General features: G+C 66.8%; 14 protein-coding genes. 9 read left to right on the top strand and 5 right to left on the bottom strand.

Going from position 1 to position 21,779, the window contains the following annotated elements; all coding sequences use genetic code 11:
* The first annotated feature begins 57 nt into the window (after positions 1-57).
* The 3 genes from fusA to CYFUS_RS13280 all read left to right on the top strand — a co-directional run bounded on the left by fusA (position 58) and on the right by CYFUS_RS13280 (position 5,764).
* Positions 58-2,172 carry an elongation factor G gene (gene fusA / locus CYFUS_RS13290; RefSeq protein WP_095985555.1) on the top strand — a complete coding sequence of 705 codons (2,115 nt, stop codon included), beginning with the start codon at positions 58-60 and terminating at the stop codon, positions 2,170-2,172.
* A gap of 150 nt (positions 2,173-2,322) precedes the next feature.
* The gene (locus CYFUS_RS13285) at positions 2,323-3,792 is read left to right on the top strand and encodes a DEAD/DEAH box helicase (protein WP_095985554.1); all 1,470 of its coding nucleotides are present in this window, start codon (positions 2,323-2,325) and stop codon (positions 3,790-3,792) included.
* A gap of 43 nt (positions 3,793-3,835) precedes the next feature.
* A complete protein-coding gene (locus CYFUS_RS13280) occupies positions 3,836-5,764 on the top strand; it encodes an ABC-F family ATP-binding cassette domain-containing protein (protein ID WP_095985553.1) in 1,929 nt (642 codons plus the stop codon).
* Positions 5,765-5,785: 21 nt separating this feature from the next.
* Here the strand turns inward: CYFUS_RS13280 and CYFUS_RS13275 are convergent, their stop codons facing one another.
* The 5 genes from CYFUS_RS13275 to CYFUS_RS51695 all read right to left on the bottom strand — a co-directional run bounded on the left by CYFUS_RS13275 (position 5,786) and on the right by CYFUS_RS51695 (position 12,261).
* Positions 5,786-7,201, bottom strand: a complete 1,416-nt coding sequence (locus CYFUS_RS13275; RefSeq protein WP_232537538.1) for a serine/threonine protein kinase — start codon at positions 7,199-7,201, stop codon at positions 5,786-5,788.
* A 318-nt stretch (positions 7,202-7,519) separates the two neighbouring features.
* Positions 7,520-8,113 carry a peptidoglycan-binding domain-containing protein gene (locus CYFUS_RS53880; RefSeq protein ID WP_269770237.1) on the bottom strand — a complete coding sequence of 198 codons (594 nt, stop codon included), beginning with the start codon at positions 8,111-8,113 and terminating at the stop codon, positions 7,520-7,522.
* A 702-nt stretch (positions 8,114-8,815) separates the two neighbouring features.
* A complete protein-coding gene (locus tag CYFUS_RS13265; RefSeq protein WP_095985552.1) occupies positions 8,816-9,181 on the bottom strand; it encodes a hypothetical protein in 366 nt (121 codons plus the stop codon).
* 115 nt (positions 9,182-9,296) lie between these two features.
* A complete protein-coding gene (locus tag CYFUS_RS13260) occupies positions 9,297-11,183 on the bottom strand; it encodes an SH3 domain-containing protein (protein ID WP_157758420.1) in 1,887 nt (628 codons plus the stop codon).
* A 649-nt stretch (positions 11,184-11,832) separates the two neighbouring features.
* Entirely contained in the window at positions 11,833-12,261 is a 429-nt protein-coding gene (locus CYFUS_RS51695) for a hypothetical protein (RefSeq protein ID WP_198316565.1), read from the bottom strand.
* A 202-nt stretch (positions 12,262-12,463) separates the two neighbouring features.
* Between CYFUS_RS51695 and CYFUS_RS13245 the strand changes: the two genes are divergently transcribed.
* The 6 genes from CYFUS_RS13245 (at position 12,464) to CYFUS_RS13215 (ending at position 21,760) form a co-directional block, all read left to right on the top strand.
* The gene (locus CYFUS_RS13245; RefSeq protein WP_232537791.1) at positions 12,464-13,408 is read left to right on the top strand and encodes an efflux RND transporter periplasmic adaptor subunit; all 945 of its coding nucleotides are present in this window, start codon (positions 12,464-12,466) and stop codon (positions 13,406-13,408) included.
* A 2-nt stretch (positions 13,409-13,410) separates the two neighbouring features.
* Positions 13,411-14,358: an efflux RND transporter periplasmic adaptor subunit gene (locus CYFUS_RS13240; RefSeq protein ID WP_095985548.1), complete on the top strand. Its 948-nt coding sequence runs from the start codon at positions 13,411-13,413 to the stop codon at positions 14,356-14,358.
* Positions 14,348-16,576 carry a peptidase domain-containing ABC transporter gene (locus tag CYFUS_RS13235; RefSeq protein ID WP_095985547.1) on the top strand — a complete coding sequence of 743 codons (2,229 nt, stop codon included), beginning with the start codon at positions 14,348-14,350 and terminating at the stop codon, positions 16,574-16,576. Before CYFUS_RS13240 ends, CYFUS_RS13235 begins: the two co-directional genes overlap by 11 nt.
* Before the next feature lie 42 nt (positions 16,577-16,618).
* Positions 16,619-17,380 (top strand): SDR family oxidoreductase, encoded by a 762-nt coding sequence (locus tag CYFUS_RS13230; RefSeq protein WP_095985546.1) that lies wholly within the window; start codon positions 16,619-16,621, stop codon positions 17,378-17,380.
* Between the two features lie 648 nt (positions 17,381-18,028).
* Positions 18,029-20,344 carry a family 2 encapsulin nanocompartment cargo protein terpene cyclase gene (locus CYFUS_RS13220; RefSeq protein WP_095985544.1) on the top strand — a complete coding sequence of 772 codons (2,316 nt, stop codon included), beginning with the start codon at positions 18,029-18,031 and terminating at the stop codon, positions 20,342-20,344.
* A 3-nt stretch (positions 20,345-20,347) separates the two neighbouring features.
* Positions 20,348-21,760 carry a family 2B encapsulin nanocompartment shell protein gene (locus CYFUS_RS13215; RefSeq protein WP_095985543.1) on the top strand — a complete coding sequence of 471 codons (1,413 nt, stop codon included), beginning with the start codon at positions 20,348-20,350 and terminating at the stop codon, positions 21,758-21,760.
* Positions 21,761-21,779: the final 19 nt, after the last annotated feature.

Below are 21,779 nucleotides of genomic sequence, written 5' to 3'. Positions count from 1 at the left end.
GCCCCCTGCCCTGTTCCCGCTGGACTTTCAATCAGCACAGACGAAGGACCGACTCACGTGGCCTCCCAAGTTCCCATCGAAAAGGTTCGCAACATCGGCATCTCCGCCCACATCGACTCGGGCAAGACGACGCTCTCCGAGCGCATCCTCTTCTACACGGGCCGCATCCACGAGATTCACGAGGTTCGTGGCAAGGACGGCGTGGGCGCGAAGATGGACTCGATGGACCTGGAGCGTGAGAAGGGCATCACGATCCAGTCCGCCGCCACCTACGCCATGTGGGGCGAGTACAACATCAACCTGATCGACACCCCGGGACACGTCGACTTCACCATCGAGGTGGAGCGCGCCCTGCGCGTGCTCGACGGCGCCATCCTGGTGCTCTGCTCGGTGTCCGGCGTGCAGTCCCAGTCCATCACGGTGGACCGGCAGATGAAGCGCTACAAGGTTCCGCGCATCGCGTTCGTCAACAAGATGGACCGCGCCGGCGCCAACTATCAGCGCGTGGCCGCCCAGCTGAAGGAGAAGCTCAACCACCACCCGGTGCGTCTGCAGCTGCCCATCGGCGCCGAGGACCGCTTCCAGGGCCTCGTCGACCTCATCCAGATGAAGGCCTTCTACTTCGACGGTGAGTCCGGCGAGAACATCCGCGAGGAGGAGATCCCCGCCGAGCTGCTCGAGCAGGCCAAGGCCGACCGCCAGGAGATGATCGAGAAGGTCGCCGAGGTCGACGACGCGCTCGGTGAGCTCTTCCTGTCCGACAGCGCCATCAGCAACGAGCAGATCGCCGCCGCCGTGCGCCGCGCCACCATCGCGCTCAAGATGACCCCGGTCATGTGCGGCTCGGCGTACAAGAACAAGGGCGTGCAGCTCTTGCTCAACGCCATCTGCGCCTACCTGCCCAACCCCTCCGAGGTCACCAACGAGGCGCTGGACCAGAAGAACAACGAGGCGAAGGTCGTCCTCGAGTCCTCCTCGGACAAGCCCTTCGTGGGCCTGGCGTTCAAGCTGGAAGACGGCCGCTACGGTCAGTTGACCTATATGCGCGTCTACCAGGGCAAGGTGAGCAAGGGTGACTTCATCGTCAACCAGGCCAACCAGAAGAAGGTCAAGGTCCCGCGCATCGTTCGCATGCACTCGAACGAGATGAACGACATCAACGAGGGCTACGCCGGCGACATCATCGCGCTGTTCGGCGTGGAGTGCGCCTCGGGCGACACGTTCACCGACGGCACCGTGCAGTACACGATGACGTCCATGTTCGTGCCCGACGCGGTCATCTCGCTCGCGGTCTCCCCGAAGAACCGCGACGCCCAGGCCAACTTCTCCAAGGCGCTCAACCGCTTCACCAAGGAAGACCCCACCTTCCGCGTCAACCGCGACGAGGAGTCCGGTCAGACCATCATCCGCGGCATGGGTGAGCTCCACCTGGAGATCTACATCGAGCGCATGAAGCGCGAGTACAACTGCGAGGTGGTGGCCGGTAAGCCCCAGGTGGCCTACCGCGAGACCATCTCCCAGAAGGGCGAGTTCGCCTACACGCACAAGAAGCAGACCGGTGGTTCGGGTCAGTTCGCGCGCGTGTGCGGCTACGTCGAGCCCCTGCCCTCCGACGCGGTGCAGCAGTACGAGTTCGTGGATGACATCGTGGGCGGCTCCATCCCCCGCGAGTTCATCCCCGCGTGTGACAAGGGCTTCGCCGAGGCCGTGAAGAAGGGCTCGCTCATCGGCTTCCCCGTCGTGGGCATCCGCGTCGTCATCAACGACGGTGCCTTCCACGCGGTGGACTCGTCCGAAATGGCGTTCAAGACCGCCGCCATCATGGGCTTCCGCGAGGGCTACGCGGCCGCCAAGCCCATCATCCTCGAGCCGATGATGAAGGTGGAAGTGCAGGCGCCCGAGGACTTCCAGGGCTCGGTGGTGGGTCAGATCAACCAGCGCCGTGGCACCATCCTCGAGTCCGGCACGGCCGAGGGCTACGTGACGGTGGTGGCCGAGGTGCCGCTGAACACCATGTTCGGCTACTCCACGGACCTGCGCTCCGCCACCCAGGGCAAGGGCGAGTTCACCATGGAGTTCGCCAAGTACTCGCCGGTGCCCCGCAACGAGGCCGAGGCCCTCATGGCCGCGTACAAGGAAAAGCTGGCGGCCGAGCAGGCCGCGCGCAAGTAATACTCCGCGCGCCATGGCCTGACAGATCAGGCTGTTGAAGGAAGGCGCCTCCCCCGGAGGCGCCTTCTTTGTTTTTTCCCGGGTCCGGCGGGCGCACCGCCTGGTTGCACCCGGACCCACCGGGGACCTTTCCCCCACTCTCGAGAATCCATGACTTTCGAAGATCTGAAGCTCGCCGAACCCCTGCTGCGCGCCGTGAAGGAAGAGGGCTACAGCACGCCCACGCCCATCCAACAGCAGGCCATCCCCCACGTGCTCGAGGGCAAGGACGTCCTCGGCTGCGCGCAGACGGGCACCGGCAAGACGGCGGCGTTCACCCTCCCCATCCTCCAGCGGCTCTTCGTGGGCCGTCCGCCCCCGCCCGCGCGCGGCCGTCCCATCCGCGCCCTCGTGCTCAGCCCCACGCGCGAGCTCGCCGCGCAGATTGGCGACAGCGTGCGCGCCTACGGCCGCTACACCGGCCTCACCTCCGCCGTCATCTTCGGCGGCGTGGGCCAGAACGCCCAGGAGCAGACGCTCCGCCAGGGCGTGGACATCCTCGTGGCCACCCCCGGCCGCCTGCTGGATCTCATGCAGCAGGGCTTCGTGTCCTACAAGGCGCTCGAGGTGTTCGTCCTCGACGAGGCGGACCGGATGCTCGACATGGGCTTCATCCATGACGTCAAGCGCGTCATCGCCGCGCTGCCCCGGCCCCGCCAGACGCTGTTCTTCTCGGCCACCATGCCCCCGGAGATCCAGGGCCTGGCCAACAGCATCCTGGTCAAGCCCGTGCGCGTGGAGGTGGCCCCGGTGTCCACCACCGCGGAGACCATCGATCAGCGGCTGTACTTCGTGGAGAAGGAGCAGAAGCGCGGCCTGCTCGTGCACCTGCTCAACAGCGATCAGGGCATTCAGCGCGCGCTCGTCTTCACGCGCACCAAGCACGGCGCCAACCGCGTCGCGCGGCACCTGGAGTCGGCCGGCATCGGCGCCGAGCCCATCCACGGCAACAAGAGCCAGAACGCGCGCGAGCGGGCGCTGGCGGCCTTCAAGTCCGGCGCGTGCCGGGTGCTGGTGGCCACGGACATCGCCGCGCGGGGCATCGACATCGACGGGATTTCCCACGTCATCAACTTCGACCTGCCCAACATCCCCGAGACGTACGTGCACCGCATCGGCCGCACGGGCCGCGCGGGCGCCGCCGGCATCGCCCTGTCCTTCTGCGACAGCGAGGAGCGCGCGTACTTGAAGGACATCGAGCGCACCATCCGCCGGCGCGTGCCGGTGGTGGAGGCCGGAGTGCACCGCTCCGCCCTGGTGTCCCCGCCCGAGTCGGACGAGCGTCCGCCCCGGCGCGACGCCCCTCCCCGCCAGCAGGCCCGGCCCGTGTCCTCGGGAGGCGGCTCGCGTCCCAACAACCCGCCCCGGGGTGAGCGCGGCCCGGACAACCGCAATGGCGGCGGCCGCGGTGGCCGTCAGGGGCGTCGGGGCGGTGGAGGCGGCGGTGGCCGGAGCCAGGAGGCACGTTCTCCCCTCCGCAACGACCGGCCCCAGCAGCAGGCCCAGCCGGAGCAGCGCCCGGTGACGCCCGCCGCGCCTTCCGCCACTTCTCAGCGGCCACGCCCCTCCAAGTGGTTGTAGAGAAGCACCCGCGTCGAGAACCCCCTCTGCACCCGAGACTCCCGTGACCCTGCTCCGCGCCGCCGACGTCCAACTGTCCTTCGGCAGCCGTACCGTCTTCCAGGGGCTCACCTTCACCATCGAAGAGGGTGAGCGCGTGGGCCTCGTGGGGGTGAACGGCTCCGGCAAGTCCTCGCTGATGAAGATATTGGCGGGGGCGGCGCGCGCGGACGCGGGGGAGCTGCAACTGCGCCGCGGCTCGCGCGTCACCTACCTGCCGCAGGAGCCCGAGTTCGCCCCGGGCGCCACGGTGGCCTCGGAGCTGAGCGTGGCGCAGGGGCCGCTGAAGGAGGCCCTGGCCACCCAGGCCGAGCTCACCCGGCGCCTGGAGTCCGCGCCCGCCGAGGCGCACGAGAAGCTCATGGAGCAGCTCGCCGCGGTATCCGACCGCATCGAGCAGTTGGGCGGCTGGGACACGGAGCACCACGCCAAGACGCTGCTGGACCGGCTCGGCGTGAAGGATTGGGACCGGCCGGTGGCGGAGCTGTCCGGAGGCCTGCGCAAGCGCGTGGCCATCGCCCGGGCGCTGCTCACGCGGCCGGACCTGCTGATGCTGGACGAACCCACCAACCACCTGGACGCGGACACGGTGGACTGGCTCGAGGACGAGCTGGACAAGCTGCCCGGCGCCCTGCTGCTGGTGACGCACGACCGCTACTTCCTCGACGGGCTGGTGGATCGCATCGTGGAGATCCAACCCGGCGCGGGCCTCACCTCGTACCCGGGCAACTACGAAGCGTACGTGGAGCAGAAGCTGGTGGCGCAGGAGCAGGCGGGCCTGGCGCAGCACAAGCGCGAGCGGTGGATCGCCCAGGAAGTGGCGTGGCTGCGCAAGGGCCCCGAGGCGCGGCGCACCAAGAGCAAGGCGCGCATCGAGCGGGCGCGCAAGCTGATGGAGGAGAAGGGCTTCCAGCGGCCCAAGGTGGCGGGCCTGCAGGTGATGCAGGCGCCGCGGCTGGGACACACCGTCATCGAGGCCGAGGGCGTCCAGAAGTCCTACGGCGAGCGCAACGTGCTGCGGGGCGTGAACCTGCTCCTGCAGCGGGGCGAGCGCGTGGGGCTCGTGGGGCCCAACGGCGTGGGCAAGACGACCTTCCTCCGGGTGCTGCTCGGCGAGATGCCGCCGGACGCGGGCAAGGTGGTCATCGGGAAGAACACGAAGGTGGCGTACTACGATCAGACGCGCGCCTCGTTGGATCCCGAGCAGACGGTGTACGAGGCGGCCTCGACGCGTGGGGACGACTGGGTGGAGCTGGGAGACCAGCGCGTGGCGCTGCGTGACTACCTGGACGATCTGCTCTTCCCGGTGCCCATGCAGCGCATGAAGGTGAAGGCGCTGTCGGGAGGCGAGCGCAACCGGCTGCTGCTCGCGCGGCTGTTCCTGGAAGGCGCGAACGTGCTGGTGCTGGACGAGCCGACGAACGACCTGGACATCGTCACGCTCAACATCCTCGAGGGGCTCTTGCTCAACTTCACCGGCAGCGTGCTGCTGGTGACGCACGACCGGTACTTCCTCGACAAGGTGGCCACCTCCATCCTCGCCTTCGAGGGGGATGGGAAGGTGACGCGCTACGAGGGCAACTTCGGGATGTACCGGCGGCTCAAGGAGCAGCAGCAGGCGAAGCTGGCCGCCGCGGCGCCCGCCCCCGCGGCGAAGAAGCCCGAGTCCGCGCCGGTGGCGGAGCCGAAGCCGGCGCGCAAGCCGGGGAAGCTCTCGTACAAGGAGCAGCGCGAGCTGGACGGGATGGAGGCGGCCATCGAGGCGGCCGAGACGCGCAAGGGCGAGCTGGAGGCACAGCTCCTGGACCCGGCCGTCTACTCGAGCGCGACGAAGGCGGCCGGGGTGCAGAAGGAGCTGGAGGCGACGGCGGCCGAGGTGGATCGCCTCTACGGCCGCTGGCAGGAATTGCAGGACATGGTCGCGGGCGGCTGAGCCCGACGAGCTGCCCTCGTATCACTGGGCTTCCGGCATTCCAGCATCCACGCTGGTCGGAACAGGACGGGGGGACTTCGATACCGGCAAGAGGCATTTGCCTTTGTATGCGACCGTCTGTGGTGGGCAATTTGGGGGCCGTTGCTCGAGTGAAAGCCAGCACCCGCCGGATAGCTCCACTTCAAGTCGCTCCGTGCAGGGGGCCAGCTTCTGGTTTCTCGCTGGGAGGGGAACCTGCTCATACCGGGACGGTTCCGGGCCAACCCGCACATCCGAGACCCACTCCTCATCTGGAGCATGGACATCCGGCGCGACTGGCGGAACGCGTTCCGTGGGCAGCAGGAGCAGCAGCACCGCCGTGGCGAGCACGAGACTCCTGAACCCGAGGCTCTGTCGCTCCACCTGTACTGGAGCGGGAGGCGGAGCAGTCCAGGAGGGCTTGGGTCTCGGGGGCCGGAGGATATGGCGCTCCGGGGTGCCCCCCTCCTGAGTCGGCGGCACCTCTTCCCACTCGAAGATGCTCGCGTCCCACGCCGCATCGTCACTGGAGAGCGCCGCGACCAGCGCCGCGTCGAGCGCCGCGCCACTCGGATAACGCTCCGTTGGGTTTTTCGCCAACAGCCGCACAATCACATCACTCAGCGCCCGAGGCACACGGGGATTGACGAGTACGGGCGCCAGCGGCTGCACATGGACGATGGCCAACTGCAACATGTCCAACGGCAACCACTCGGAGAAGGGGTAATGACCGGTAGTGGCTCGATAAAGACAAATGCCCAGGGCATACAGATCATCCGTGGGATGAAAGGCATAGTGTGTTCCGGGACGCTCGGCGCTGCGCCACAGGAAGCTCACCGCCTCGGGGCTGAGCTGAAACAGGGTCGCCGGAGGCAGAGGACCAGTGGTGAGGGGAACCGCGCCCTCGTACCAGGCCACGCCGAAGTCGAGCAGCACCGGTTGCCCATCCGACTCCCGAATGAGGATGTGCTCGGGCTTGAGGTCGCGGTGAAGAACGCCCCGGTCATGCAGCTCCCCCAGGGTACGCGCCATCGTGGCGCCCACGGTGGCGAGCTGCCGGAAGGTGGTGCCGTCCTTCTCCGCCCACACGTCCAGGGCCAGACCGGGCACCCAATCCATGACGAAGCCCAGCAAACCCTTACGAGGGTGAGGCCAGCGGGCACAGCCGTGGAATCGCACCACATGGGGATGCGCCGCCCGGGTCATCATCAGAGACACCTCGCGCTCGGCTCGCCCGTCGTGGGCATACAACGCGAGCTTGAGCGCATAGAATTCTCCTGGGTGGTCGATGTCCTCCACGAGGTAGACGGCGCCCTGGCCACCCACGCCCAACTGCTCCACCACGCGCCAGCGGCCCACCTGTGTGCCCGGTGCCAAGGCGTCCGGGAACAGCCTCACCGCACCAGGGTTCGTGGACACCCTCACACCTCCGCGTTGGTCCGACCGCCAGGACGCGACCCTATACTACGAGGTCATGGAGGAAGTAACCTCGGATGTAGGGCCGTGTCACCAGAGGAGATGACACGAAAGGTCACCTCGGACACCGAGGCGAGCAAGGACGAGATGGAGGGGCATCTGCTGGACCCGGCCGTCTACTTGAGCGCGACGAAGGCGGCCGGGGTGCAGCGGGAGCTGGAAACCAGGATGAGCTCCCGTTCCCACCGGGCCACTGAACCGTCCCCACCGGCTCCGAGGCTTCGTTGGGGAAAAAGCCAGGCACCCTCCGCGAATTGCCCCTCACGGAGAGGGGCGCGCTCCATTGAGCGAGTTCCAGGTCCCGGGGCCCACGATACCGTCAGCCTGCAAGCCGGGCTGTGAGCTCTGGAATTGCCTGACGGCCTCCGCTGTTCCAGGGCCGAAAACACCATCCACGTTGCCCTGGAAGACACCCGCACGCTGCAGTCGGCGTTGCAGCTCCGTGACGTCCGCACCCCGCGCGCCCTGCCTGAGAACCGGAGACCGCGCTTGCCCTTGCTGGGCAGGTGCTTCCCCTTGCGCCGCACCTCCCATTTCCTTGTTCGCATCGGCACAACGGGTGGCCCAGTCACGCCAGCCCTGCTGCGTCCCCGTCTCGGAGAAGATGTCGTCCAACCGTGGATAGACAATGCCCTCGGCGGTTCCCTCCCGGATGGCCTGATTGGCATTCGCCAATCTCAACTCATCAGGGATGTTCGAGCCAAGGCTGCGTAGAAAACCATCAAGAACGCCCAGGTTCGTCGACCCCGAGAGCCGATAACGACTGATGGCGTAGCTGATACGATAGCTGGTCCACTGAACCTGGGCGCGTTGGATATCCTCGTCCAGACCCGCTTTGTGGAACAGGTAGATCATGGCGCAGCTCGTCGAGTCCACGCGCTGTATCTCGAAGGCCCTTGCAAGGGCTGCATGTGATGTATCTCGTTGGAGATTGCGCCCTATCTCCTCCAGCCCCCTACGAATGATGAGATACGTCCATGGATCATCGATGGACTCGATCTGTCCGCCCGGACCACGCAGCTCGAACCGGAACCATGGCATCAAGCCAATGAGGTGCAACTCCGAATCGGTCCCCGGAGAGGGGTAGTTGAGAGTAACCTGGGTAGTGCCCGCGGGCAGCTCGGCATGTTGTCCCGCCGAGCCGGGAGTCGAGAAGCAGATGCTGTGGGTCGAGGCCAGCACCCCGGATGAGCCTGATGAGCGTGCCCCCATCAGCAACCGTGGCAGGCGGAGGGATGGCATTGGCGGGAAGCTGGCTGATTTGCACCCCGGCGAGTTCCTTCCACAGAAAGCGCGCACCGATGAAGTCACGATAAGGCCTGACATGTTTGATGACCTGGCAGCCCTCGTACTGCGTGGTGGTGGGCCAGGTCCACGAATCAACGCGTTGCTCGAAGTCGGTGTGGTCCAGCGGCCGGAGTGCGCGCGCCTTCACCTGACCCGCGACATGAGCATAGACGAGATGCACATGGCGCGGATCCGGACACTGGGAAACACCCGATTCCGTACCAAAGTCGCGCTGGAGCGCCGCATGAATCTGCCGGAGCCTCTCGGCATTCATGGGTGCACCCCCCGAGCAAGCGCGGAGTCGGCGACGACGGCCTCGCGGATGAGTTGCTCATAGACCTTGTCGAGCCGCTCGGAGAAGACGAGACTGGCGTCCTCCAGAATCTGCTTGATCCACGCTTCTTCATCGAAGTGCATTCCTCGAATGAAGGCGAGGACGGCATAGGCTGCCAGCTCCCGCTCCGAGGTGAGACCCCACCACCTCCCACGCACGAGGGCCACCTGAAGTTCCGCGCGGGCGCCCTCCCCTGACTTCTCGGGAAGGTGCTCGCGTATGAAGGCGAGCAGTCTATCGGGAAAGGTTTTCGCCGCTTCCTTCGACATGGCCTTGAACGTCGCGGATGTCAGCTTGAACACCTAGATCTCCTTGTTGAGAACCAGTGCCGGCACCTGTCACCATACCACTTCTTTCTCTCGAAAGAAGCCGCCGCTTCATGTCGGCGTCAGGCACGGAGCTCCCTGGACACGAACTTCAGTCCGGAGCCCCGGGACAACCGTCGAGTTGGGGAGCGAAGGCGTAGGGAAGCAGCTCATCCGACGTCTGGAAGAGATGACTGATTCGCAGGTGCTTGCCCTCGTAGAGTTCCCGTGGAGTCCTGATGCCGGACGCGGGCACGCTGACAACGGGGCGGAGTTCATCTCGCTCCGGATCCTCCAGGAAGCGAACCGTCATCGAGGCATTGCCTTGATAGGCGGGGGTCAGCCAGAGCAGGGCTTCTCCGCTCCGGGGCCACTCCACCTGAACGGCCTCTCTCTTGACCTTCCCCTTGTCCGGATGGGCGAAATAGGCCCCGCTCCGGCAACTCCAACTCATCTCATACGACTCGCTGAGCACGTACAACGGCAGCCCGTTCCGGGCAGAGGCCGGTGTCTCCTCATAGCGCACGCGCAGCCAGGGTCCGTCCGGAAAAGCCTTCCGGAGCCGCTCCTGGAGCTGCTGCTCGCCGTTCCGCCGCTTCTCCTCCCGGGCCCTGTTGGCACTGGAATTCGAAGGAGCCCCCTCGAGGTCCTCATCGCTGGAGCAGAAAACGCAGCTCTCGGGGTCGCGGTCATGGAGCAGACAGGCGTCCTTCAGGCCCTGTCCGGGTTGAGCCAGATCGATCTCCGAGGCCTTGAGCAACCCGGCCCGCCGACGATCACCCCGGCATCCGAACACATAGGTGAGCTCGGCGGTCGTGTCGTCGAGCTTCCTGAGCCGGACCGCCGCGCGGGCCGCGATGGCGTACTGCCGGGCCTTCAACGCGAGGGTGAGCAACACCTGCTCCGCCCGGGCACGCTCGGAGGATGCGCCCGGCGCGCTCATCGCCCTGCCCACCAGGAGCCGGACTTCCTGCCGCGAGTCTCCCGCCTGAGAGTGCAGCTTCAGGTGCCGTTCCAACCGCTCCCGGTCTTCAGGCCAGGGGTTGAGCGCGGGTGACCGCAGGAAGCCGGTGAACAGGGGCGGCTCGGCGGGTGGTGGTGGACCCCCGGTGGAGAGTGGCACCTCTCCCCCGTCCTGCTCGGCGTCCGGAGTGCCTGAATCATCCGGGGCGCCCCCGGCGATGCCCGCATCGTCCGGTTGTTCCTGAGCGGCGGCGGCGCCGAGCTCGCGCAGGGTCCTGTCATCCACGCGCGCGACCCGGACCCACTCGTCCTGGATCTCCAGGACACGGAGCGGCTCATCCTTTTCCACCTGCCGCCGGACTGGAGTCGTCGCATCGGGAGCATCGCGGAGTCCCTCGAGCCCCTCCGAGAAGTTCATCGGGGTCGCATACCGGATGTCTCCCACCGCCAGCTTCTCCGCGTCTTCCGGTCCCGGACCCGGCCCGAGCTTCGCCAGCATCGCCGCGGCCTCGGAGTCGGCGAGGTGGCGCTCGTCGGCGAGGGCCAGCTGCATCTCCAGGGGCTCTCGCCGGGAGGGATCGAGACGGGAGGCCAGCCGCAGGTAGCGCGAGGCGCTCTCGATCTTCAGGGCGGAGAGGGCCTTCGACGCCTCGTTCCAGGCCTCGTCGAAGGTGAAGGGCTGGTCGCGCAGATCGCTCTCACGCAGGTAGCCATCCAGACCCCGCCCCTCGCCTTCCGACATGAAATTCCTGACGAAGACGAAGCCGTCGCGGACCGAGGCCGCGTCGACGTCGATCCTCGCGCCCAGCGGCGAGAGATCCCACGAATGGGCATCGGGCCGAGGCTCGTCATGGAGCCTGGCCCAGGGCGTGGACACGTATAGGGTGCGAGGAGAGGAGGGAGCCGCTTGCGGAGGCGTCCGCGGAGACTCCCGCGGCGGTGTTCCCTCCGCGCCAGACATCACGCGGTGGACGACGTAGCCCACCCCCACGAGCAACACCACCGCCAGCAACCCCACTACCACCCTGGTCTTCAATGCAACGCCTCCCGGAATGGGAGCATCCTAGCAATCCCACCCGGGTGTCGTGTCGGCGGACTCAGAAGTAGGACTGGCCTTCCAGTTCGATCTCTCCATACGGACCCAGGTAGTGGACGAAGTAATACGCCTGGGTGCTCACGGGCTTCGCGACCCATACCGAGAAGCCAGTGTCATAGATTGCGCAAGCGCCAGCGGCATAGACATCGGCACGAGTCTCAGTCTTGGGCCCCGGGAGAACGGACAACCTGGTACGGGGACCATTGCGGGTCGTCGCATAATAGATGGCGACACTCGTCGGAGGCACGCCATAGTCATTCAGACCTGGACGAACGCAGGCCCATCCATGAAAGCCCAGCGTCTGCGTGGGCCCGGCGATGGGACCAGGGTATGTATTGAGATCAATGAAGTCGACCCACCCGCGCTGATCCGCGTTCACAGGCCAGGCATACGAAAGCTGGGGTCCGAGGAGAACGACCGCGCCAACACTGCCCGCGAGAAAGCCCTTGAGAGTCATACGCTACCGGTTCCTTTCTTCAACCAGGACGAAAAGTCACCTCTACAACACTCTCAGTATGCCCAGGCGTGAGCTGGTCCGTCTACTCCTATTCGGTTGACCCATGAAACGCCTGCCCGCTGGCCAGTCCACTCAGAAAGCAAAGGACATCGCCCAGCCGCGCAGCGGGAGGATGACGTACGTCTGGAGCTGGGCATCCGCGGCGGGGCCTCGCGCGAGACAGCTCCGGGTGATGAAGCCCTGAGTCTCGATGAGCACCTTGCGCTCCGGGCCATCGACGCGGGCCCTCGGAATCAGCACCGAGAAGAGCAGCTCGCCCGCGTCGGCATCCGGCTCGAGCGTGACGGTCACCAGCGTTCCAACCTCCGTCTCCACCAGACGGATGTCCTCTCCCCTCACGTTCACCTTGCGGCGGCAGTCCTGGTAGTCGAACCGGGGCTCCCCGGTGATGCTGGTCGTCGAGAAATGGACGGACGCGTCCCAGCCTTCCAGCTCGAAGTCGTTGGGCGTGAGGGGCTCGGCGGACGTTTCCGGAGTGGATTGTACGGGCGCGGCTTGCATGGTGCTCCTCCTTCAATGCCATCAAGGTGCGGCCCGGGGGGCCGCGTCAGGGAGGGAGGGGTCCGTTCTGGATTGTGACGAGAAGGTCCTTTCGTCAGCCATCGAGGGAATCACGCCGGAAATCGTCACAACGCACCCGGGCCGCCTCCTTCCGGAAGGAACCTGTCACCGGAGGCACGGAATGCGTCGTTGGGTGTGGAGGATGGCCGTGAGTTCGGGACTGGTCTGCCTGGGGAGCGTGGGGGCCGGGGCGCCCGCCCTCGCGAGTCCCAGCACGAGAGGGAACGGCCCGCCGCCCGCCCAGGTGGTGGACGGTGGAGCCGCTCCCCGCTCGGGCACCCAGCAGCCCTGCCTGGGCGTCGTCATTCCCAAGGACTCCGTGGACGTGAGCTCCCGCTTCGACTCGCGACTGGAGCAGGTGGACGTCGAGGTCGGCCAGTCCGTCCAGGAGGGACAGGTGCTCGCCCGTCTCGACATGCGCTCACTCCAACAGGAACTGGCCGCCGCCGAGGCCTCCCTCCAGGGTTCGCGCGCCGAGGAACGCGCCGCCTCGCTCGCCCTCTCCGCGGCACGTGCCCGGAAGGACCGCTACTTCACTCCGCGCTCGCTGCAACTGGGTGTCTACTCGAAGGAAGAGCTGGACAGGGTGAGCTACGAGGAGAGCACCGCCGCCGCCCGCGTGCAGGCGGCCCGGGCCCAGACGCTCCAGCGACAGGCCCAGGTGACCGAGCTGAAACAGCACCTCGATGACGCCACGCTCGTGGCGCCCTTCGCGGGCGTGGTGGCGGCCCGGCTCGTCGGCCCAGGCACGCGCCTGGCCGCGGGGCAGCCCGTGCTCCGGTTGCTCGGCACGGGTGAGTGGAAGGTGCGCTTCGCCGTGACCGAGGAGCAGGCAGGCGCGTTCCAGCCGGGAACCCCCGTGGAGCTGAAAGTGCTCCAACGAAACCTCTCCCTCCAGGGAGTCGTGGAGAACATCGCCCCCGAGGTGGATGCCGCGGCCCGCCTGGTCTTCGCCACCGCCACCTTCAGCCAGCCACCACCCCGCGAGGTCTCCACGGGCATGGTCGTCCACGTCCACTCAAGCCCCCAGCCACGGCCCGATGAGAAGAACACGCGAGGCTCCATGACCACGGGAGCCACGCCCTAGCCATGCAAGCCACCCGGCCTACTCGCATCTTCCGTGAAGAAGCCTTGCGCCATCACGAGGGGACGCAGGACGAGGGAGACCTCCTGCGCATCTCCCCCAGATGGACGCGGTGGACGTACTGGGTGCTGCTCGCCCTGGCCGTCGCCGCCGTCCTCTACTCGCTGCTCGGCACCATCCCCGAGTACGCCTCCGGCCCCGCCATGGTGAAGGTCGAGGGCCGGAGCGAACTCACCGTCGAGGCACCGGGCATCGTCGCCTCGGTGGACGTGCGGCCCGGACAACGGGTGGAGGCGGGCCAGCCCCTGGTGAGCTTCCTCTCGCGGGAGGAGACGGCCACGTTGGAGCGCATCCAGCGTGAGTTCGACTTGCAGCTCGTCCGGGTGCTGCAGGATCCTTCGGACGGGGCCGCGCGTCAGACGCTCACCTCGCTGCGCGCCGAGCGCGAGCTGGCACAAGCGCGTCAACAGGCCCGCACGCTGCGCGCGCCCCAGGCCGGTGTCGTGAGCACCCTGAAGGTCCGCGAGGGCCAGTATGTCAACCCGGGACAGAGCGTCGTCTCCGTCACGGGGGACAGGGTCCACGTGACGATGGTGGCGCTGCTGCCCGGTGGCTACCGGCCGCGGCTCGAGCCGGGCAAGCCGCTGCGCGTGGAGCTCAACGGCTTCAGCCACGAGTACCAGACGTTCACCATCCAGTCCGTGGGAGACCAGATCGTCGGCCCCAACGAGGTGCGCCGCTACCTGGGCGCGGACAGCGGGGATGCCCTGTCCCTCTCGGGCCCCCTGGTGGTGGTGAGGGCGGAGGCTCCGGCGTCCACGTTCCGCATCAAGGGAAGAACCTTCAACTACTTCGACGGGATGCTGGCCCAGGCCGATGCCCGGGTGAGCACCGAGCGCATCCTCGTCACGCTGATTCCAGGTCTGAAGGGAGCACTGGGACATGAGGACTGAAGCCGCCCGGCATCCGGGCCTCACCGAGCGCTTTCCCGCGTTCCGCAACCTCCACGTGAAGGGCCGCGAGCGCCGCATCCCGCTCGTGCGCCAGCTCTCGGAGACCGAGTGTGGCATCGCCTCGCTCGCCATGGTGCTCGGCTACCATGGGAAGCCCGTGCGTCTGGAGGAAGTCCGACAGGCGATGGGCGCGGCGCGCGACGGAGTCTCCGCGCTGGACATCCTGCGCACGGCCCAGAGCTTCGGGCTGCGAGGACGTGGCATCTCCGTGGACGAGGACGCGCTGACGTACCTGCCTCCCGGCACCATCCTCCACTGGCAGTTCTCGCACTTCGTCGTCTTCGAGAAGCTGGGGCGGGACGGCGTCCACATGCTCGACCCCGGCTACGGCCGGCGCAAGGTGTCCCTGGAGCGCTTCCGCCAATCCTTCACCGGCGTGGCGCTGCTGTTCGAGCCGGGCGAGAACTTCGAGACGGGCAAGAAGCCGCGTCCCCGCTCCGCCGCGCGCTACGCGCTGCAGGTGCTCCAGCACTCGCACCTCCTCCAGCGCATCATCGTCGTCTCGCTCATCCTGCAGCTCTTCGCGCTGGCGGTGCCGGCACTGACGGGGCTGATCATCGATCGCGTGGTGCCCCAGGGGGACACCCGCCTGCTGCTGGTGGTGGGCCTGGGCTTCCTCGCCCTGGCTGGCTTCCAGCTGCTCACCTCGCTCATCCGCGGCCACCTGCTGCTCGAGCTGCGCACGCGCATGGACTCGAACATGACGCTGGGCTTCATGGAACACCTGGTGGGCCTGCCCTACGCGTTCTTCCAGGTGCGCGCGGCGGGCGATCTGCTGCAGCGGCTCAACAGCAATGCCACGGTGCGGGAGATCCTCTCCTCCAGCACGCTCTCCACCCTGCTGGATGGCGCCCTGGTGGTCCTCTACTTCGTGGTGCTGTTCGTGGTGAGCCCGCTCATGGCGTTCATCGTGCTGGGGCTGGGCGCGATGCAGATCCTCGTCCTCCTGCTGTCCATGCGGCGCCAGCGCGCGTTGATGTCGGAGAACCTGGAGGTCGAGGCGAAGCACCAGAGCTACCAGGTCGAGATGCTCATCGGCATCCAGACGCTGAAGGCCTTCGGCACGGAGAACCAGGCGGTGCAGCGCTTCTCGGAGAACTTCGTCAACGTGCTCAACGTGTCGCTGAAGCAGGGCCAGCTGACGGCGTGGGTGGACGCGCTCACGGGAACGCTGCGGCTGGTGGCGCCGCTGGTGCTGCTCACCGTCGGCTCCCTGCTGGTGCTGGGGGAGAAGATGTCGCTGGGCACCATGATGGGGCTCAACGTGCTCGCCGGGGCACTGCTGGTGCCGCTGGGCAACCTGGTCACCGCGGGCTCGCAACTGCAACTGCTGCGCAGCTACATCGAGCGCATCGACGACGTGTTGGACACGGCGCCCGAGCAGGACCCGTCCAAGCCCGGCCGCACGGTGAAACTCAAGGGGGGCATCGAGCTGGACCGGGTGTCCTTCCGCTACGCGACCATGTCCCCGCTCGTGGTGCAGGACGTGTCGGTGCGCATCGAGCCCGGCCAGTCCGTGGCGATCGTCGGCCGCTCGGGCGCCGGGAAGACGACGCTGGCCAACCTGTTGCTCGGCCTGTATCTGCCCACCGCGGGGCGCATCCTCCTCGATGGGGAGGAGCTGACGGAGTTGGATCTGCACTCGGTCCGCAGCCAGGTGGGCGTGGTGCCCCAGGAGCCGACCTTCTTCGGTTCCACCCTGCGAGCCAACATCGCCATCCGGGACCCGGCCGCCCCGCTGGAGCCCGTCATCGAGGCGGCCCGACTGGCCCAGCTCCACGGCGACATCATGGGCATGCCCATGGGTTATGACACGCCCCTGATGGATCGAGGCGCCTCGCTCTCGGGAGGCCAGCGGCAACGGGTGGCACTGGCCCGGGCGCTGATGCAGAAGCCGGCGGTCCTCCTGCTGGACGAGGCCACCAGTGCCCTCGACGCCATCACCGAGAGCCGGGTGCAACAGTCGCTCGCCTCGCTCCAGTGCACCCGCGTCATCATCGCCCACCGGCTGAGCACCGTGGTGGATGCGGATCTCATCCTGGTCATGGACGAGGGCCGCCTGGTGGAGGCGGGCAGGCACCAGGAGCTGCTCCTGCGGGGCGGCATCTACGCGGAGCTGGTGCGCGCCCAGATGCGCAACGACAAGCGCGTGGAGTGAAGTAGAGTGCGCGCGCATCATTCAATCCATGAGGAGTCGCGCATGAGTCGTTCACTTTCCGGCCAGGTCGCCCTGGTCACCGGAGCGGCCGCCGGCATCGGCCGCGCCACGGCCCTGGCCTTCGCTCGGGAGGGCATCAAGGTGGTGGTCTCCGATGTCGACGCGGCCGGCGGTGAGAGCACCGTCGCGCAGATCCGCGCGGCCGGAGGCGAGGCCCGCTTCATCCGCTGCGACGTCACCCGGGATGCCGAGGTCCGCGCGCTGATCGAGGGCACCCAGGCCGCCTACGGGCGTCTGGACTACGCCTTCAACAACGCCGGCATCGACATCGAGAAGTCCAAGCTGGCCGATGCCCAGGAGAGCGAGTTCGACGCCATCATGGGCGTGAACGTCAAGGGCGTGTGGCTGTGCATGAAGTATGAAATCCCCCTGATGCTCGCCCAGGGTGGCGGCGCGATCGTCAACACCGCCTCCATCGCCGGCCTGGGCGCGGCGCCGAAGATGGGCATCTACTCCGCGTCCAAGCACGCGGTGATCGGTCTGACCAAGTCCGCGGCGGTCGAGTACGCGAAGAAGAACCTGCGCGTCAACGCGGTCTGCCCGGCGGTGATCGACACCGACATGTATCGCCGCGCCATCGAGGCCGAACCGCGCAAGGCCGAGTTCGCGAAGTCCGCGCATCCGATCGGACGGGTGGGCAAGGTGGAGGAGATCGCCGCGGCGGTGCTCTACCTGTGCAGTGATACCGCGGGCTTCACCACGGGCATCGCACTGCCAGTGGACGGCGGCGCCACGGCCTTCTGAGGTCGCCAGGGAGCCCCCGCCGCGCTCCCTGGCCCCTGCCCTTCCATCTATTCCTGGGAGGGATTGAAACAGGCCCTGATCTGCGTGCACGACCCCGCGCCGCGGCGCTGGCACTCCAGAGAACTTCCGCACTGAGAACAGTCCACGGTGCAGTACCCCGAGGCAAACTCGGAGTCCTGGGACGTCCACGTCGATGCCAAGGCGCCCACGGCAGCCGCCATCAACGTGGTCACGACGAGAGATGCGCTCTTCACCCTCTTCTTCATACCGCCTCCTGGGGGTTCGCGGGTCTCCAGACCCGGCCGGGTGCCATCGTACATGATGGCGGCGGGCCGGCTCCCACAAAGCTCCCTGCCCTCGCCGCCCTCCCGGCGCTCCATGAAGAGCCCCTGCCGGCTGACATGTCAGTGGACACGTCCGCGAACATGTCAGCCTGGAGCCAGGCCTCCGCGGGGCACCTGACACCCCACCGGCACCTCCTGGATACAAACGTTTCGGCTGTCCCGGCACGGCCCTTGCTGTTCATGCGGCGCGTGCCGCCCATGACACCGCATCCAGATCATCTCGAGACGTCAAATCGGAGTTCAAGAATTTGTGGCCTCGCGACTCCCATCCTACATTCATCGAATGTCAAATAGGGGGCAGCACATGGCTGAGAAGCACACGAAACAACCCTTTGAGCTGCCCGCGTTCTATGTCCCCTGGCCGGCACGCCTGAATCCCAACCTCGAGGGAGCCCGGATACATTCCAAGGCCTGGGCACGAGCGATGGGCATCCTGGACCCTCCCAAGGAAGAGGCCAAGCCCGAGATCTGGACCGAGGCGAAGTTCGACGCCCATGACTACGCCCTGCTCTGCGCGTATACCCATCCGGAAGCGCCAGGTCCGGAGCTCGATCTGATCACGGATTGGTATGTCTGGGTTTTCTTCTTCGACGATCACTTCCTCGAGGTCTACAAACGCCCCCAGGATCAGGCGGGCGCGAAGAAATACCTCGACCGGCTGCCCCAGTTCATGCCGGTGGACCTCTCCGTGGCCCCGCCGGAGCCGACCAACGCGGTGGAGCGTGGTCTGCTGGACCTCTGGAACCGGACGGTCCCCACCAAATCCCCGGAATGGCGCAAGCGCTTCTTCGAGAGCACCAAGGCCCTGCTCGAGGAGTCGACGTGGGAGCTGTCCAACATCAGCGAGCACCGCGTCGCCAACCCCATTGAATACATCGAGATGCGCCGCAAGGTGGGAGGCGCGCCCTGGTCGGCGGATCTCGTCGAGCACGCCGTCTTCGTCGAGGTTCCCGCCCGGATCGCGGACACCCGGCCCATGCTCGTGCTCAAGGACACGTTCGCGGATGGCGTGCACCTGCGCAACGATCTCTTCTCCTACGAGCGGGAGATCCTCGAGGAAGGTGAGCTGTCCAATTGCGTCCTGGTGATGGAGCGCTTTCTCGACATCGATACGCAGCGCGCCGCCAACCTGACCAATGACATCCTGACGTCCCGGCTCCAGCAGTTCGAGAACACCGCCGTGACGGAGCTGCCCCCCCTGTTCGAGGAGTACGGCCTGACCCCGGACGAGCGGGCCAGCGTGCTCCTCTACATCCGGGGGCTCCAGGACTGGCAGTCCGGCGGCCACGAGTGGCACATGCGCTCGAGCCGCTACATGAACCGTGGCGGCGAGAGTTCGGCGGCGGGGGCCTTTCCGCTCGGCCCGACGGGCCTGGGGACGTCGGCGGCGAGGCTGGCGCGGTTGCCCGGCACCCTGGGCTTGGGGCGGTTCAAGAGCTTCACCCACGTGCCCTACAAGCCCGTGGGTCCGGTCACGCTGCCCAACTTCTACATGCCGTACACGACGAGCCTGAACGCCCACCTGGATGCCGCGCGGCGAGACTCCAAGGAATGGGCGCGTCGAATGGGGATGTTGGATCCCCTGCCCGGCCTTCCCGGTGTCTACATCTGGGATGATCACAAGTTCGACGTCGCGGACGTGGCCCTCTGTGGCGCCCTGATCCATCCGGCGGCATCCGGACCCGAGCTCAACCTGACGGCGGGATGGCTCGTCTGGGGAACCTACGCCGACGACTACTTCCCGGCGTTCTACGGTCACACCCGCGACATGGCGGGCGCGAAGGTCTTCAACGCCCGGTTGAAGGCATTCATGCCGGATGACCCCTCCACCCTGACCGCGGTTCCCACCAACCCCGTGGAGCGGGGCCTGGCCGATCTGTGGGCCCGGACGGCCGGCCCCATGACTCCGAACAGCCGGAATCTCTTGCGCCAGGCCCTCCAGGACATGACCGGGAGCTGGCTGTGGGAACTCGCCAATCAAACGCAGAACCGCATCCCGGATCCGGTCGACTACGTGGAGATGCGCCGGAAGACGTTTGGCGCGGATCTCACCATGAACCTCTCCCGGCTGTCCCTGGGCGACGAACTCCCCCCCGAGGTGTTCTACTCCCGGCCGATACGGGGACTCGAGAACTCGGTCGCCGACTACGCCTGCCTGACCAACGACGTCTTCTCCTATCAGAAGGAGCTCGAGTTCGAGGGCGAGCTCAACAACGGCGTGCTCGTCATCCAGCGCTTCCTCGACCTCGACAAGGCGGGAGCCGTCGAGGTCGTCAACAAGCTGATGACGGCCCGGATGCAGCAGTTCGAGCACACCGTCGCCATGGAATTGCCGGCCCTCGCCGACAACTTCGGCCTGGACGCGAGCGCCCGGGAGAAGCTGCGCGGCTACGTCAAGAGAATGCAGCAGTACATGGCCGGCGTGCTCCGTTGGCATCAGGCCGTGGATCGCTACAAGGAATTCGAATTGCGCAACACCCGGAAGCCCGGTCAGCCCTCCCTTCGCCCCTCCGGCCTGGGGATGTCCGCCGCGCGCATCGCCTCGCTGTTTCGCGGTGACCGGTCTGGCTACAACACACGTGAAAAGAACGCTGTTCTTCAGCTCGAGAGGAAAGAGTAGGCCATGACGAATCCTGTGAAGCCCGGTGAAGGGGAAGAGAAGCAGCAGTTGAGCCTCGCGACGATCGCGGCTCGCCAGCTGACGACGACGACCAAGTCCGTCCCGCAGATGCAGGGGATTTCGTCCCGGTGGCTGCTCAAGCTGCTGCCGTGGGTGCAGGTCTCGGGCGGCACGTTCCGCCTCAACCGCCGCTTGAGCTACACCGTGGGCGACGGCCGGGTGACCTTCGTCAGCACGGGCGCGAAGATCCAGGTCATTCCCCAGGAGCTCCAGGAGCTGCCCCTGCTGCGCGGCTTCGAGGACAACGAGGTGTTGACCGCCCTGGCCAACCGCTTCGAGCAGAAGGAGTTCAAGCCCGGTGCGGTCATCACCGAGGCCGGCAAGGAGGCCGACTCGATCTGCCTCATCGCCCACGGCAAGGTGAACAAGATTGGCAAGGGCAAGTACGGTGACGAGACCGTGCTCGAGACGCTGGCGGATGGCGACCACTACAGCTACGAGGTGCTGCTGGAGTCGCAGGACTACTGGCAGTTCACCGCCAAGGCCCTCACCGCCTGCACGGTGCTGATCCTCAAGCAGTCCGACTTCGAGTCGGTGCTCGCCCTGTCTCCGTCGCTCCAGAAGCACGTCGAGGGCTTCAAGGCCCGGCGGAAGAAGAAGACGGACTCGACGGGTGAGGCCGCCATCGAGCTGTCCGCGGGCCACCACGGCGAGCCGACGCTGCCGGGCACCTACGTCGACTACGAGACCCATCCTCGTGAGTACGAGCTGAGCGTGGCCCAGACCGTGCTCCAGATCCATTCCCGTGTCGCCGACCTGTTCAACGATCCGATGAACCAGACCGAGCAGCAGCTGCGTCTGACCGTCGAGGCACTCAAGGAGCGCAAGGAGCACGAGCTCATCAACAACCGGGAGTTCGGACTGCTGCACAACGCCGATCTCAAGCAGCGCATCCACACCCGCAGCGGGCCTCCGACGCCCGACGACATGGACGAGCTGCTGGCGACGGTGTGGAAGGAGCCCTCGTTCTTCCTGGCCCACCCGCGCGCCGTCGCCGCGTTCGGGCAGGAGTGCAGCCGCCGGGGCATCTACCCGACCAGCATCGACATCAACGGCAACATGGTCCCCGCCTGGCGCGGCATTCCCATCTTCACGTGCAACAAGATCCCCATCAGCGAGTCCCGGACCAGCTCCATCCTCCTGATGCGCGCGGGTGAGAAGAACCAGGGCGTCGTCGGCCTGCACCAGGCGGGCATCCCGGACGAGATCGAGCCCAGCTTCAATGTCCGGTTCATGGGCATCAACGAGAAGGCCATCATCTCCTACCTCGTCAGCACCTACTTCTCCGCCGCCGTGCTGGTCCCCGACGCCCTGGGCATCCTGGAGAGCGTCGAAATCGGCCGCGCCCACGAGTAGGCCATCCATCCACAGATCA

The sequence above is a fragment of the Cystobacter fuscus genome, assembly GCF_002305875.1.
GTDB lineage: Bacteria > Myxococcota > Myxococcia > Myxococcales > Myxococcaceae > Cystobacter > Cystobacter fuscus_A.
Note: the sequence above shows the minus strand (reverse complement) of the source record. Positions and strands in the feature narration are given on the sequence as shown.

What these genes read in the sequence shown, in the direction of transcription:
- CYFUS_RS53880 (WP_269770237.1), bottom strand. Translation starts at nt 8,113, where the DNA reads ATGATCTACCTGTTCCACAAAGCGGGTCTGGACGAGGATATCCAACGC.
- CYFUS_RS13245 (WP_232537791.1), top strand. Translation starts at nt 12,464, where the DNA reads ATGGCCGTGAGTTCGGGACTGGTCTGCCTGGGGAGCGTGGGGGCCGGG.
- CYFUS_RS13220 (WP_095985544.1), top strand. Translation starts at nt 18,029, where the DNA reads ATGGCTGAGAAGCACACGAAACAACCCTTTGAGCTGCCCGCGTTCTAT.
- CYFUS_RS13215 (WP_095985543.1), top strand. Translation starts at nt 20,348, where the DNA reads ATGACGAATCCTGTGAAGCCCGGTGAAGGGGAAGAGAAGCAGCAGTTG.
- CYFUS_RS13235 (WP_095985547.1), top strand. Translation starts at nt 14,348, where the DNA reads ATGAGGACTGAAGCCGCCCGGCATCCGGGCCTCACCGAGCGCTTTCCC.
- CYFUS_RS51695 (WP_198316565.1), bottom strand. Translation starts at nt 12,261, where the DNA reads ATGCAAGCCGCGCCCGTACAATCCACTCCGGAAACGTCCGCCGAGCCC.
- CYFUS_RS13230 (WP_095985546.1), top strand. Translation starts at nt 16,619, where the DNA reads ATGAGTCGTTCACTTTCCGGCCAGGTCGCCCTGGTCACCGGAGCGGCC.
- CYFUS_RS13285 (WP_095985554.1), top strand. Translation starts at nt 2,323, where the DNA reads ATGACTTTCGAAGATCTGAAGCTCGCCGAACCCCTGCTGCGCGCCGTG.
- CYFUS_RS13240 (WP_095985548.1), top strand. Translation starts at nt 13,411, where the DNA reads ATGCAAGCCACCCGGCCTACTCGCATCTTCCGTGAAGAAGCCTTGCGC.